The organism is Promicromonospora soli, from assembly GCF_014653785.1.
GTDB classification, from domain to species: domain Bacteria; phylum Actinomycetota; class Actinomycetes; order Actinomycetales; family Cellulomonadaceae; genus Promicromonospora; species Promicromonospora soli.
Map to the genome: position 1 here is coordinate 30892 of NZ_BNAS01000005.1, position 14217 is coordinate 45108.

Genomic DNA, 14217 nt, shown 5'->3' on the forward strand with positions numbered 1-14217 from the left:
ACAGAACCAGGGCGAAGTAGAACTGTGGCGGTGGCTACGGGTCTGCTTCGCCCTGGTTCTGTCTCGCCACAGTTCTATCTCGCCATCGGCAGGCAGATGGTCAGAGCTGGGCGCGGAGCTTCTCGCCCTTGGCGTGCGCCACCGCGCTCAGCTCCGCCTGGAACGCCTCCATGCGCTCCCGCAGCGCCGCCGCCTCGTCGCCGGTGCCGGAGGCAAGGATGCGCGCCGCGAGCAGGCCCGCATTGCGCGCACCACCGATCGACACCGTCGCGACGGGCACGCCCGCCGGCATCTGGACTATCGACAGCAGCGAGTCCATGCCGTCCAGGTACTTGAGCGGCACCGGCACCCCGATCACCGGCAGCGGCGTCACCGCCGCCAGCATCCCGGGCAGGTGCGCGGCCCCGCCCGCCCCCGCGATGATCACGCGCAGCCCGCGGCCCGCGGCCTGCCTGCCGTAGTCGATCATCTCGGTGGGCATGCGGTGCGCGGAGACGACGTCGACCTCGACCGGCACGTCGAACTCGCCCAGCGCCTCGGCCGCCGCCTGCATGACCGGCCAGTCGGAGTCCGACCCCATCACGATGCCGACCTGCGGGTTGGTGCTCATGCCTTCGCCTCTTCCTCGGTCGGTTCCTGAGCCTGTCGAAGGGCGACGGGCTCGGCCCGCGGTCCCTCGCCCTGCAGCAGCGCCGCCGCCGCGATCGCCCGACGCCGGACCTCGTCCAGGTCGTCGCCGCTCACGTTCACGTGACCCAGCTTCCGGCCGGGCCGGATGCCCTTGCCGTACAGGTTGACGCGCGCCTCGGGGTACGCGGCGAGCACGTCCGGCAGCGCGTCCGTGAGCTCGGTCAGCGTGGAGCCGAGCACGTTCGCCATGACGGTCCAGGTCGCCGTCGCCTCGGTGGCGCCCAGCGGCAGGTCCAGGACGGCGCGCAGGTGCTGCTCGAACTGGCTGGTCACGGCCCCGTCGATGGTCCAGTGCCCGCTGTTGTGCGGGCGCATCGCGAGCTCGTTGACCAGCACCGTCGGCGCCCCGTCCGGCCCCGCGACCTCGAACATCTCGACGGCCAGCACGCCGGTCACGTCCAGTCCCTCGGCCACTGTCGTGGCGATCTCGCGGGCGCGCGCGTCGAGCTCGGCGGGCAGGCCGGGCGCGGGGGCGATCACCTCCGAGCAGACGCCGTCCCGCTGCACCGACTCGACGACGGGCCACGCCCGCACCTCGCCCGACGGACGCCGCGCCACCAGTGCGGCCAGCTCGCGCGTGAACGGCACCTTCTCCTCGACGAGGAGCTGCGGCCCACCTTCGACCACCTGCGCGAACCAGTCCGCGACGTCGTCCGGGGACGAGAGCACCCGCACGCCCTTGCCGTCGTAGCCGCCGCGGGAGGTCTTCACGACGGCGGTGCCGCCGACGGTCCGGAGGAAGTCTGCCAGGGCGGCCCGCCCCTCCTCCGGCGACGACGGCAGCGGCGCCCACCGCGGGCACGGCACGCCCAGCTCCGTGAGCCGCTGCCGCATCACGATCTTGTCCTGCGCCTGCACCAGCGCATGGGGGCCGGGGCGCACGGGCGTTCCGTGCTCGATCAGGTCGGTGAGCAGGGCGTTCGGCACGTGCTCGTGCTCGAACGTCAGGACGGAGGCCGGGCTGTCGGCGTCGGGCGCGATGAGCGAACGGATCGCTGCCTCGTCCCAGGCCTCGCCCACGGGCGTGTCGGTCACCACCTGCGCCGCGGACGACGCCGGGTCCTCCACCAGGACGCGCAGCCGGATGCCCAGCTCACCGGCCGCGGGGGCCATCATGCGGGCCAGCTGCCCGCCCCCGACCACCGCTACGACGGGCGGTCCGGCCAGGGACGGCGAGGCGCCGGACGGCTCTGCGGACGCGTCGCCGGTGGAGGAAGGCCGGTCGGCCGGGAGGGAATCGACTGTTGCACTCACGTCGGTGAAGCCTACCGGCGGCCGCGGCCCTTCCTCTGGCCGAAGCTGGAGATCTTCGACCCCACCGGCAGCACCTGGTGCGGGTCGAGCGTCTTGGGGACACCCGAGAGGAACACTGTGAACACCGGCGGAGTGCGCTGGGTGAGCTGAAGGTTGCCGCCGTCGGCCGCCACGAGGTCGCGCGCCAGGGCGAGGCCCAGACCCGTCCCCGCGCCGGACGTGACGCCGCGCTCGAAGATCTTGCCCTGCATCTCCTCGGGCACGCCCTCGCCCTCGTCGGTGACCTCGATGGCCATGGCGCCCCGCTGACCCTCACGGATCCGGAGGGTGGTGGTGCCGCCGCCGTGCTTGAGCGAGTTCTCCAGCAGCGTGGACAGCACCTGGGCGAGGGCACCGGGGGTGGCCAGGACGCGGGCGCCGCCGGAGTCCTCGACGTTCAGGTGCCGGCCCGCCCGCTCGAACGACTCGCGCCACTCCTCCTCCTGCTGGAGGAAGACGACCGCGACGTCCACGGACTCGGTGGTGCCACCCTGCGCGCGCCGGGAGCGGGCGAGCAGGTCGTCCACCACGCCGACCAGGCGCTCCACCTGCTCGAGCGAGATCCGGGCCTCCTCCTGCACCTCTGGCTCGGTGGAGGTGAGCGTGATCTCCTCCAGGCGCATGGTCAGCGCCGTGAGCGGGGTGCGGAGCTGGTGCGAGGCGTCCGACGTGAACTGCCTCTCCACCGCGAGCCGCGCCGCGAGCCGGTCGGAGCTTCGCGCCAGCTCGGCCGCGACCAGGTCTATCTCCTCGACGCCGGACGGGTCCAGCCGTGGACGCACCTGTCCCGCGCCGAGCTGTTCGGCCGACGCCGCGAGGTACACGAATGGTTGCGCGAGCCGGTTGGCCTGCCAGGCAGCCGTGACGGCGCCGGCGGCGAACGCACCCACGCTGCCGAACACCACGAGCACAACTACATTGATCGCCTTGATGTACGCCGGCCAGGCCGAGACGGAGACCACCACGCCCATGACGGGCTGCTCCTTGGACGTGAGCCCTCGATCGATGGTGGCACCGGACACGGGTTCGCCCGAGACCAGCTGCTCACCGTTCGGCTGGTTCACGGTCACGAAAGCGACGATGTCGTTGGGCTGAGGCTGCACCGCCCGGTCGACGACCGACTGGTCGACGAACCCGACCTCGGCGGCAGAGCGGTTGCGCTCGTAGGAGTTGACGGCAGAAGCCAGGAGGTCCTGCGCCCGGGTCTCGACTCGCTGGACTTCCTGGCCGTAGATGTACCGGGCACCGAAGATCGCGAGCGGGATGCCCAGGAGCAGGACTGCGACCGCAACCGCGGCGATCGTCGCCTGCAGCACGCGGGCGCGCATCTGGCTAGCTCGCCCCGATCTCGAAGCGGAAGCCGAGACCGCGCACGGTCGAGACGTAGCGAGGTGCGTTCGCGTCGTCGCCGAGCTTGCGGCGCAGCCACGACACGTGCATGTCGAGCGTCTTGGTGGAACCGACCGGGTCCGAGCCCCAGACGTCGCGCATCAGCGTGTCCCGGACCACCACGGAGCCGGCGTTCTGCACGAGGACGCGCAGCAGGTCGAACTCCTTCGTGGTCAGGTGCAGCTCGCGGTCACCCTGGAAGGCGCGGTGCGCGGAGACGTCGACGCGGACGTCCTGCGCGTGCAGCTCCTCCTCCTCGCCGGTCTCGCCGTGCGAGCGACGCAGCAGCGCCCGCACTCGCGCGAGCAGCTCGGCCAGGCGGAAGGGCTTGGTGACGTAGTCGTCGGCGCCGGCGTCGAGGCCCACGACGAGGTCCACCTCGTCGGCACGGGCGGTCAGCACCAGGACGGGCACGGTGAGGCCATTGGCCCTGATCTCGCGCGCGACATCGAGCCCGTCCATGTCGGGAAGGCCCAGGTCCAGAACTACGATGTCCGCACCGGTCGAGCTCTCGATCGCACCTTTGCCGGTTCCTTGCACGACGACGTCGTATCCCTCACGGGAGAGCGCTCGTGCCAACGGCTCGGCAATGGCCGGGTCGTCTTCGGCTAGGAGTACGTGAGTCATTTCGCCATCGTAGGGCATAACCGACGCTCTGGCGCTACCCGGGCACCCACATGATCGCCACCCCACCGAATCCTTTCGGCAGAGGAAGCCATGGCGCAAGTGCTACCACGGTATGACGCGCCCACGCAACGCTTCGACCTACCCTGACCTGCATGGGTTGGTACGAGCGGTGGGCGCAGTGGGCTGAGCGGTACCGCTTCGTCGTCGACCTCACCCTGACCGTCGTGCTGGGCCTGTTCGCGGTGTCCCTCGCCGGGGTCATGTTCGGAACTACGCTCGACAGCCCGGGCCAGCTCATGCTCGTCTCCGCGGCGGTGCTCGCGCCGCTCCCCTGGTGCCGCACGAACCCCGTCGCCTCGTGCACAGCGGTCTTCGTGGTGTGCATGCTGCAGGTCGTGGCGCTCGGTGTCCCGACGGTGCTCCCGGCGGACTTCGCGGTGCTGATGTCGATGTACTGCGTCACGGTCTACGGCCCGCGGTGGGCGTACCTGATGGCCTGCGGGATGGCCGTGGTCGGTTCGGTCGCCGTCGGCGTCGCGATCTGGTCCGGGAACGCCTGGGCGTCCCCGCTCAACGCACTGCCCGTCGTGCTCCTGATCATGGCGTTGCTCGCCTGCGCCTCCGCGTTCGGCCTGGTCCGCCGGTCGCGGCGCACCATGCTCGTCGCCATGCGCGACCGCGCCGAGCGCCTCGAGATCGAGCGCGACCAGCAGGCACAGATCGCCACGGCCGCCGAGCGGGCCCGGATCGCGCGCGAGATGCACGACATAGTGGCCCACTCCCTGTCGGTGGTCATCGCGCAGGCCGACGGCGGACGGTACGCCGCGGCCGCCGACCCCGCCGCCGCCCAGCGCTCCCTCGGCACCATCGCAGAGACCGGACGCGTGGCACTGGCCGACATGCGCCGCCTGCTCGGCGTGCTGCGGGAGGACCAGCCCAGCGCCACCACGCCGCTGGGCCTGGTCGCGCCCGACGGCGTCCCGGCCCGGCCGGCGCTGCCTGCCCGGGGCACCGGTACGGGCGGCGCCGCCGGGGTGAGCGTCGGCACGGCCACGACGGCGCCGCCGAGCGCCGCCGGAGCGCCGGACGGCGCAGGGGCGATCACGCCGCCGGCGGGCGGCCCCGCCCCGTTGCGGCCCCAGCCCGACGCCGCCGACATCGGTCAGCTCGTCGAGCAGGCCCGCGACGACGGCCTCCGGGTCTCCTGGGCCAGGGTGGGCGTCGAGCGGCGTCTGCCGCCCGGCGTCGGGCTCACGCTGTTCCGGGTCTGCCAGGAGGCCCTCACCAACGTGCGCAAGCACGCGGGTCCCTCCCCCGCGGTCACGATCATGCTGCGCTGGGGCGAGGGCGAGGTGGAGCTGCGTGTCGAGGACGACGGCCGCGGCCTGGCGGCCGCCGGCGCCGGACCCGAGGAACCGGCACCTCCGGTCGGCTACGGCCTGCTGGGGATGCGCGAGCGCGCCGAGATGTTCGGCGGGACGCTCACGGCCGGTCCCCGCGGGGGCGGTGGGTTCTCGGTGCGGTTCGTGGTGCCGATTCCTCGAGCGTCCGACGCGATCCCCCGGGCGGCCGCCGGCGGGTTCGAGCAACCGTCCTACGCCGAGCGCCGGCCCGCGGAGGCCGAACCCGCCCAGCCCCACTCCGCACCCCGCAGGACCGAGCACCACGCTGAAGGAGAACGATGACTGACACCCTCGACGGACCCGTGCGAGTCGCGCTCGTCGACGACCAGCCCCTGGTCCGCGCGGGCCTGCGCATGGTGATCAACTCCCAGCCCGACCTGCAGGTGGTGGTCGAGGCCGACGACGGCCACGACGCGCTGCGCCTGCTCGCCGACACGGCGTCCGACGTCGTGCTCATGGATGTGCGCATGCCGAGGATGGACGGCTTGTCTGCCACCCGCGCGCTCCTGGCGGGCACCCGGGGTCCCCGCGGAGCTCCGCAGCGAAGCAAGGACTCCGCGGGGTTGGGCGGCGGCCGGGCCGCGGCGGGCGACCCCCGCGTCGTCATGCTCACGACGTTCGACCTGGACGAGTACGTGCTCGACGCGATCCGCGCCGGGGCGAGCGGCTTCCTGCTCAAGGACGCCCAGCCGGAGGAGCTCCTCACGGCGATCCGCACGGTGCACCAGGGCGACGCGGTGATCGCGCCGTCGTCCACCCGACGGCTCATGGAACGACTGGTGACGGCGCTGCCGCCCGAGGAAGCCGCAGGCCCGCAGGAGGCGCTCGCCGCGCTGACGGGGCGCGAGCGTGAGGTCCTAGTGCTCATGGCGCGCGGGCGGTCCAACACGGAGATCGCGTCCGACCTGTTCGTCGCGGAGGCGACGGTCAAGACGCATGTGGGGCGCATCCTGTCGAAGCTCGACGCCCGCGACCGCGTCCAGGCGGTGGTGACGGCGTACGAGACGGGCCTGGTCCGCCCCGGCTCATGACGCCTAGCTAGTCCGGCGAGGTAGGCGTGCAGCGAGGTAGTCACCCAGCGCGACTACCTCGCTGCACGCCTGCCTCGCGGAGGGGTTACTCGGCCGCGAGCGCCGCCACCGGGTGGGTGCGCACCGCCGCCCGCGCCGGGACGACCGAGGCGATCAGCCCTGCGACGAGGGCGACGGCCAGGACCGCCGTGAGGTCCGTCCACGGTACGGCGTAGCGCACGTCGCCCATGACGGACAGGGCGGTTGCCGCCCCGGCCCAACCGAACACGAGCCCGAGCACGATGCCCAGGATCGCGCCGACGCCGGCGATGAGCACGCCCTCGACGGCGAGCATGCCGCGCAGCTGCTCCTTGCTCAGCCCGATGGCCCGCAGGGTCGCGGACTCGCGGGTCCGCTCGATGACCGAGAGGGACAGCGTGTTGGTGACGCCGATCAGGGCGATCACGACAGCGACGGCGAGCAGGCCCACCACGATGCCGAGGATGACGTCGACGACCTGCCGGAACTGTGCGGCCTGGGCAGCCGGGCCCATGACGAAGGCTTCGCCGTCGACCTGTGCGGCGGCGTCCTGCACGTCCGCGAGCACGGTGGTGGCGTCGGCACCCGAGATGTGGGCCCAGACGTCGGTCCAGGTGTCGTCGTCGGTGATGCGGGAGAGGTCCGCGGCCGTGATGGTGTGGTTGAGCGGGTCAGCGGTCGTGATGACGACGGCCAGGTCGACCGAGCCGTCCGTACCCGAGACGGTGGTCCGGTCGCCCTCGCTGAGTGACATCTGGTCGGCCTCGTCCTGGGACAGCAGGATCGATCCGTCGGTGAGGCGTTCGGCCTCGTCGGACACGTTCACCATTGCGGCGAGGTCTTGGGGGTCGGCGGCGATGATGCCCGCGTCCTCCATGTCTCCGAGCGTGACGATCGCGTTGGTCACGAGCGCCGTGGCGGCGACGCCGGGGGTGTCGGCCACGGCGTCGCGCACGTCCTCGACGTAGTCGGGGGAGGACGTCGAGACGCTCACGTCGTACGGGAAGGTCTCGTCGAGCAGGCTGTCCGCGGACATGCGGGCGCTGGCGGCACCGGTGGACATCATGGTGACGAGGGTGACGCCGATGAGCAGCGCCGTGGAGGTCGCCGCGGTGCGGCGCGGGTTGCGCAGCGTGTTGGCGACCGCGAGGCGCGCCGCGGGACCGGTGCGGGCCACGAGAGCGCCCAGGGCAGCGGCGAAGCGCGGCAGCCAGAGCACCGCGCTCAGCACGACGCCGAAGAACGCGAGAGCACCGCCTCCGACAGCCGCGACGAGGCCGAACTGGGTGCCGCCGGACATCCCCAGGGCGACGCCGCCGCCGAGCGCCGTGAAGCCGCCGACGACGCACAGGAGCGAGATCACGAGGCGGGCACGGCCGGACCGGGCGTGCAGCGTCGGGGCGTCGGACGGCCGCAGCGCCGCGAGCGGCGCGACGCGGGTCGCCGACCGGGCCGGGGCGAGCGCGGCCAGGACGGTCACACCCGCGCCGACGGCCAGCGGGAGCACGACCGACTGCCAGGTCGGTGTGATCGTCGTGGGGATCGGCACCCCGAGGTCGAACGCGGGCGCCACCAGCAGCGCCGCCTGGGCGAGCACCGCACCTGTCACGATGCCCACCGCCGAGGCGACCGCGCCCAGGATCGCGGCCTCGAGCAGGACGCTGCGGTAGAGCTGGCCGGTCCCTGCCCCGATGCAGCGCAGGAGGGCCAGCGTCCGGATCCGCTGGGCGACGAGCACCTGGAACGTGTTCGTGATGACCATGGCCGCGATCAGCAGCGCGATGGCAGCGAACGTCATGACGAACACGAAAAAGACGAGGTCCTGGCCGCCGGTCTGCTCCGCGGTCTTCGCCGTCGCCACCTCTTCGGTGGTCGCTACGGACGTGCCACCGGCGACCCCGTCGGCGGCGGCCTGGATCGCTTCGCTCAGGGGGGCCGGGACGCTGTCACCTGCCGGCGGGACGTCGAGCGCGACGAGCAGCTCGCTGACCGGGTTCGGGTAGGGCTCGGCCGCGTTCCAGGCGTCGAGCGTGGCGGCGGGCACCGCGGCGGCCCCACCGTACGTCGCGTAGGCGCCGTAGGGGTCGTCGGCGAGGCCGGTCACGGTCAGGGTCTCGGTGACCTCCTCCGGTTCGCCGAGCTCGGCCGCCGGGTCCGCCGCCGGGTCCACCGATTCCTGGCTGTCGGCCCAGCCGTCGGGGTACAGCGTGCGCGCGAGCGTCACCGTGTCGCCGACGCCGACCTCGAGTCGCTCGGCGACCTGTGGTGTCAGCGCCACCTCGTCGTCGGCGGCCGGCCAGGCGCCGTCCGTCAGCTCGAGCGGCGAGAGCCGAGAGTCCTCAGGGACCGGGGCGAACGCCAGGTAGCCGCCCTTGCCGCCGTTGCGCAGGTCGCCCATCCAGCTCACGAGCGGCTGGACGGTGTCGACGCCGTCGACGGCGGCAACTGCCGAGACGTCGTCGGCCCCGAACGAGCCCTGCTCCTGGTCGGTGGCGGACACGACGAGGTCGGCCCGCGCGTACTGAGCCGCGACCATGTCGTGCGTGGTGCCCTGGATGACGCCGCCGGCGAGCAGCGTCACGGTGACGAACGCCGTGCTGATCACGATCGCCACGCCGGCGGCGGTGAGCCGTCCGACGCTGCGCCGCATCTGCCCCAGGGTGAGGCGCGCCGTGGGGAACGAGGTGGCCATCAGGCACCTGTCCCGGGTGCGGTCGTGCCGGCGGGGCGGGTGGCGACGTCGGGCTCGAGGGTCCGCAGGGCGTCGAGGCCGGCCATCGCGGACTCCGGCGTCGGGTCGCTGATGTCGCCGGCGATGCGTCCGTCGGCGATCAGGACCGCGCGGTCCGCATAGGCGGCCGCCGACGGGTCGTGCGTGACCATGATGATGGTGCGGCCCAGCTCGCGGACCGAGCGGCGCAGGAAGCTCAGCACCTCGGCCCCCGAGCGGGAGTCGAGGTTGCCGGTGGGCTCGTCGGCGAAGACGACGTCGGGCTGCGCGATGAGGGCACGCGCGATCGCCACCCGCTGCTGCTGGCCGCCCGACAGCTCGCCCGGGCGGTGCGTGAGCCGGCCGGCCAGGCCCAGCGTCTCGACCAGCGTGTCGAACCACGCGCGGTCCACGGCGCCGCCCGCGAGCTCCACCGGCAGGGTGATGTTCTGCTCTGCCGTGAACATGGGCAGCAGGTTGAACTGCTGGAACACGAAACCGACGCGGTCCCGGCGCAGGCGGGTGAGCGCCTTGTCGTTCAGGCCGGTGATCTCGGTGGTGCCGAGGAACGCCTGGCCGCTCGTGGCCGAGTCCAGGCCCGCCAGCAGGTGCATCAGGGTTGACTTGCCCGAGCCCGACGGGCCCATGATGGCCGTGAACCGGCCCTCCTCGAAGTCGACGTCCACCCCGTCGAGGGCGCGCACGATGGCCTCGCCCTTGCCGTAGGTCTTGGTCAGGCTCCGGGCCCGTACGGCGCGGGCTGCACCGCCCGGCGCAGGGGCCGGCTGGTCCGCCGGGAGGTACACGGTGGTGTCCACGAGATTCTCCTCGAGTCGTTGACGCTGCTAGGTGCTGCAGGCGGGTCGCCGGTGGCGGCCCGCGCCGGACGGCGCACGCACGGAAGGTCTCCTGCATGGTGCCCGGAAGTGGTCCGGCGTTCCCGGGGCGAACCTGGTACGGCCGGCACAACGAACCTACGGAGTCGAGACCGGTCTCGGCATCGGGCGACGGCCTGATCCTTCCCTGGTCGTGTCATCCCCCGGTCGTACATTCCGCCACCCCCGGCTAGGGGCACTCACCCAGGGGTCATGCCGTAGCGAGCACGACGCCACGCCTGTGGAAACCGGGATCGTGCACAGCAAGCCCTGTAGTAGCGCCGAAACCGGTAGGCCCGCGGCGAGGCTGGGTGCCATGACCCGACCCCCGACGTCCGACGCCGACGTGCGCGTGACCCTGCACCCCGGCGAGGACGTGCTCCTCCGCCCAGGCGCGCACCTCGGCGACCTGCGCGCACCGCTGGCGGCACTCACCCGCCGCCCCGAGCTGCGGCACGCGGCGCTCACGGCCGACGGCGCCCGCCTGACCGACGACCAGGTGGTCGGCGACCGCCCTCTGCTGCCCGGCGCAGTCCTGCGTGCGCACCCGCCGGGAACGCCGGGCCCCGCCTCACTCCCCGGCCCCGGCATCGACGGGCCCTGGGTACCGCCATGGCGAGGCGCGCGCTGGCTCGTCATCCGCGCCACGGGGCCCGACGCCGGGACTGTCGTCGGCGTTGACGGCCCATTGGCCGCGCTCCGCGCCTGGGTCCACCTGCGACCGGGTGGGCGTCTCGCGGTCCGCCGGTCGAGCGGCCCGGCGGACTGGCTCGCACCGCGCCCCGAGCCCTCGCCCGGCGGCATGTCGTGGGCGCTCGCGGTGCTCCCCGCTGTTGCGTCGCTGGTCCTCGCGGCGGCCCTTCGCCAGCCCGTCCTGGCGGTGTTTGCGCTGGTAGGCCTGGTTGTGGCCGTCCCGCAGCTCCGCGCGGCCCGACAGCGCGCGGCGGCCCGGGGCGCCGTCCGTCACCGGTCGCGCGAGCTGCCCGGTCCGGCCCGGCTCGTGGCCTTCGCGCACGCCGCGTGCCATGTCTCGCCCGGCGCATGGCGGGCGGCCCAGGAGGCCCATGCCGCCCGGTCGACCGGCGCTTCTGGCGCCTCGCTGGCCGCACCGGACGACCCCTGGGAGCAGCTGCTGCACGACGGCGCGGTGGCCGTGCTCGGGCCCGACGACCTGGCGCGCGCGGTCGCCCGCACGCTCGTCGCAGGGCTCGCCGCCCGCGGCGCGGCCGTGCGGGTCGACGAGGGCGCCAGGGGCTGGGCGTGGGCCCGCTGGCTCCCCGCCTTCCCCACGGGCGGGCCGCTCGTCGTGGTGGCCGACCGCTCGGTTGATCGCTCGGGCGGCCGCTCGGGCGACCGTGCGGCGGGCGGTGCTGCGGGCCGTACGGCGTACGGGACGGCCCGGTCGTCCTCCTCCGCCGACCTGGTGGTGTCCGTCGGCGCGATCCCGCCCGGGTGCCGCGCCGTGGCGCGGGTGCTCGACACCCGCCGCGTCCGGATCACCGGGCCGGACGGCGCCGCGCGCGTGGTGCCGCTCGTCGGCGTCACGGTCGAGTGGGCCGAGCGCCTGGCCCGCCTGCTCGCGGGCGCCGCCCGGCTAGGCCGGACCGCCGCCGCGCTGCACGGCACCACCGGCGATCGGGGCACCGGTGGCCTGGGCAGCGGCGGTCCTGGCGCCGGCGGTCCCGGCGCCATGCAACGAGGCCCGGCGGCGTCCGACCCGGACGATCCCCGCCTTCCCGACGTCGTGCCCCTGACCCGGGCGCACGGCCTCACGGAGGTTCCCGGCCCGGATGCGGTCGCCGCCCGGTGGGCCGGCCCCGGCGGCTGGGCCGTGCCGCTCGGCATCGGCACCGACGGCGCGCCCGTCCGCCTCGACCTGGTGCGCGATGGCCCGCACCTGCTCGTCGCGGGCACCACCGGATCGGGCAAGTCGGAGCTGCTCCAGACGGTTGTGCTGGGGCTCGCCCTGGCCCGGTCGCCCGCCGACCTCGCTCTGGTGCTGGTCGACTTCAAGGGCGGCGCGAGCCTCGGCGCGTGCCGGGGGCTGCCGCACGTGGTCGGTCAGGTCACCGACCTCGAGCCCGGCCTGGCGGCGCGGGCGCTCGGCGGGCTGCGCGCGGAGCTGCGGCGCCGCGAGCGCCTCCTCGCCGACCACGGCGTGCCCGACGTCGTCGCGCTCCCGCCCGGCACGCTCCCCCGGCTGGTCGTGGTGATCGACGAGTTCCGGGCCCTGGCCGACGACCTGCCCGCGTTCCTGCCCGCCCTGTTGCGTGTCGCCGCGCAGGGGCGGTCCCTCGGCGTGCACCTGGTGCTCGCGACGCAGCGGCCGGGCGGGGCCGTCGGCCCGGACCTACGGGCCAACGTCAGCGCACGGCTCGCGCTCCGGGTCACCGACGCCCTGGAGTCGCGCGACGTGCTCGACGACACCGCTGCCTCCCATATCCCTGTCACGACGCCGGGGCGGGCGGTCCTGCGCCTGGGATCGGCACCGCCTGTGCCGCTGCAGTGCGCGCACGCCACGGCGCCGCCCGAGGCGCAGCCGCCGCTGGTACGCCGCGCCCCGACCTGGCCGGGTGCTCCCGGGGGGATGCTGGCGGCGGGTACTCCCGCGGCGATGCCTTGGCGGAGTGCCACCGCCGGGCCGCGCGGAGGCCCGCGGGGCGTCCCGCCCGAGCCCGGGCGGCCGGACGTCGCCACGCTCCTGGTCGACGCCGCCCGCCGTGCGGCGGGGACGCGGGCCCACGTACCAGGCCCTCCGCCGTGGCTGCCACCGCTTCCCCGGCGGGCGACCGCTGCGGACCTGCCGCCGGCCACCCGCCGGGATCGGAGCGGTCTTGTCCTGGCCCTCGGCGACGACCCGGACCGGCAGCGGCGCACTACCGTCACCTGGGACCCGGGCGACGGCCACCTCGCGATCCTGGGACGAGCCCGCTCGGGACGCACCACCGCGCTGGTCACGCTCGCACTGGCCGCCCTGCGGCAGGGCTGGGCAGTGCACGGGATCGCCCGCGCCGCCGACGCGTTCGCGCCGCTGGGGCAGCACCCCCGCTACGGCGGGACGAGGCACCCCGACGACGCCGAGGCGGTCTCCCGCCTGCTGTCCGACGCCGGACCGCACACCGGACCGCACGCCGGACCTGACGCCGGACCTGACCTGGCCCGAGCCGGCCCGGACCGCACGCTGGTGCTCGTGGACGGTGCCGAGGACGTGCGCGGCACGCTGCCGCCGGTTGCGCTGCGGTCGGGCGTCGCGTTCGCTCTCGCGGCGGACGGCCCGTCGGTGGGCGGACTGGCGTCGCGCGTGGGGCCGCGCCTGGTGCTACTGGGCACAGACCGCGCGGCCGACGTCGTACTTGGTGCTCCCCCTCTGCTCGCGGGCGCGGGCGGGCCGCCGGGCCGGGCCGCGTGGTGCGGCCGGGGCGATCCGGTGCTCTGCCAGGTCCTCGAACCCGGCGCCGAACCGGGCGAGGAACCCGGCGACGAACCAGGCGACGCGGGAGCCGCGGACGGGCTGGACCGATCCAGGATGGAACTGGGTCTCAGTTCTCCGAACCGGTCGCCGACGTCGCCGCGACGACGGAGGGCGTCATGAGCAGCACGCCCACGGCCACCGCGATCAGGAGCGTCACCCAGCCGCCCGGGACGGAGAGCCCCGTGCCGCTGCCGATCGCCGCGAAGGACCCGACGACCTGGAGGAGCTGCCAGGTCACGACGGGTCCGCGGCCGCTGCGCCGGCCCGCGAGGAGCGCTCGGCAGGAGACCACGAGAACCCAGGCCACGCCGAGGACGAAGAGGACCAGAAAGAGGCTCACGCCGACCGACATGGAACCGCCCGTAACGAGTTCGCCAAGTAGGACCACTGCGAATGCAACGAGCCCGATCACCTCGACCAGGACGCCGATCACGATGGCACGAAGAAACGCCGGGACACGAGGTGCGAAAAAGGCTTCCAGTACAGGCACGACGGACTAGGATACTGGTGAGCGGGCTATTCACAATAGTGTGACGGATACCTCAGGGTTCATCGTTGAGAAACTTCGCCGTAACCCCTTGTGCGAGTGTTCACGAGCGTGTGAACCTAGATGCAGCAATCCCACACACCCCCGAACAAACCCCCGTCGGTCGCCGCCTGGCGCACAGGGATCGAAAACCGATCCACAACCAGACCTGCGCGCCCCAGA

At 73.8% G+C, this 14217-nt stretch carries 10 protein-coding genes; 3 read left to right on the forward strand and 7 right to left on the reverse strand.

Annotation, left to right across the window (positions count from 1 at the left end):
- Window positions 1-100 precede the first annotated feature (100 nt).
- The 4 genes from purE to IE250_RS16285 form a co-directional block, all read right to left on the reverse strand.
- Window positions 101-610, reverse strand: a complete 510-nt coding sequence (purE, locus tag IE250_RS16270) for a 5-(carboxyamino)imidazole ribonucleotide mutase (RefSeq protein WP_189670362.1) — start codon at window positions 608-610, stop codon at window positions 101-103.
- Window positions 607-1806 carry a 5-(carboxyamino)imidazole ribonucleotide synthase gene (locus IE250_RS16275; protein ID WP_229872568.1) on the reverse strand — a complete coding sequence of 400 codons (1200 nt, stop codon included), beginning with the start codon at window positions 1804-1806 and terminating at the stop codon, window positions 607-609. Before IE250_RS16275 ends, purE begins: the two co-directional genes overlap by 4 nt.
- 149 nt (window positions 1807-1955) lie before the next feature.
- On the reverse strand, window positions 1956-3311 hold the full coding sequence (locus tag IE250_RS16280; RefSeq protein ID WP_189670363.1) for a sensor histidine kinase: 1356 nt from the start codon (window positions 3309-3311) through the stop codon (window positions 1956-1958).
- A gap of 4 nt (window positions 3312-3315) precedes the next feature.
- On the reverse strand, window positions 3316-3999 hold the full coding sequence (locus tag IE250_RS16285) for a response regulator transcription factor (protein WP_026366105.1): 684 nt from the start codon (window positions 3997-3999) through the stop codon (window positions 3316-3318).
- A 152-nt stretch (window positions 4000-4151) separates the two neighbouring features.
- Here IE250_RS16285 and IE250_RS16290 point away from each other — a divergent pair, with 152 nt between their 5' ends.
- Window positions 4152-5684: a sensor histidine kinase gene (locus tag IE250_RS16290; protein ID WP_189670364.1), complete on the forward strand. Its 1533-nt coding sequence runs from the start codon at window positions 4152-4154 to the stop codon at window positions 5682-5684.
- The gene (locus tag IE250_RS16295; RefSeq protein ID WP_189670365.1) at window positions 5681-6433 is read left to right on the forward strand and encodes a response regulator; all 753 of its coding nucleotides are present in this window, start codon (window positions 5681-5683) and stop codon (window positions 6431-6433) included. Before IE250_RS16290 ends, IE250_RS16295 begins: the two co-directional genes overlap by 4 nt.
- Window positions 6434-6518: 85 nt before the next feature.
- On the opposite strand, the gene IE250_RS16300 is transcribed toward IE250_RS16295, so the two are convergent.
- Together IE250_RS16300 and IE250_RS16305 are read right to left on the reverse strand one after the other, a co-directional pair.
- Window positions 6519-9143 (reverse strand): ABC transporter permease, encoded by a 2625-nt coding sequence (locus tag IE250_RS16300; RefSeq protein ID WP_189670366.1) that lies wholly within the window; start codon window positions 9141-9143, stop codon window positions 6519-6521.
- Window positions 9143-9979, reverse strand: a complete 837-nt coding sequence (locus tag IE250_RS16305; RefSeq protein ID WP_189670367.1) for an ABC transporter ATP-binding protein — start codon at window positions 9977-9979, stop codon at window positions 9143-9145. Before IE250_RS16305 ends, IE250_RS16300 begins: the two co-directional genes overlap by 1 nt.
- A 373-nt stretch (window positions 9980-10352) precedes the next feature.
- Between IE250_RS16305 and IE250_RS16310 the strand changes: the two genes are divergently transcribed.
- A complete protein-coding gene (locus IE250_RS16310) occupies window positions 10353-13628 on the forward strand; it encodes an FtsK/SpoIIIE domain-containing protein (protein WP_189670368.1) in 3276 nt (1091 codons plus the stop codon).
- Here IE250_RS16310 and IE250_RS24600 read toward each other — a convergent pair.
- Complete coding sequence (locus IE250_RS24600) at window positions 13576-13848, reverse strand: hypothetical protein (RefSeq protein ID WP_229872521.1); 273 nt, start codon at window positions 13846-13848, stop codon at window positions 13576-13578. The genes IE250_RS16310 and IE250_RS24600 overlap by 53 nt on opposite strands.
- Between the last annotated feature and the right edge of the window lie 369 nt (window positions 13849-14217).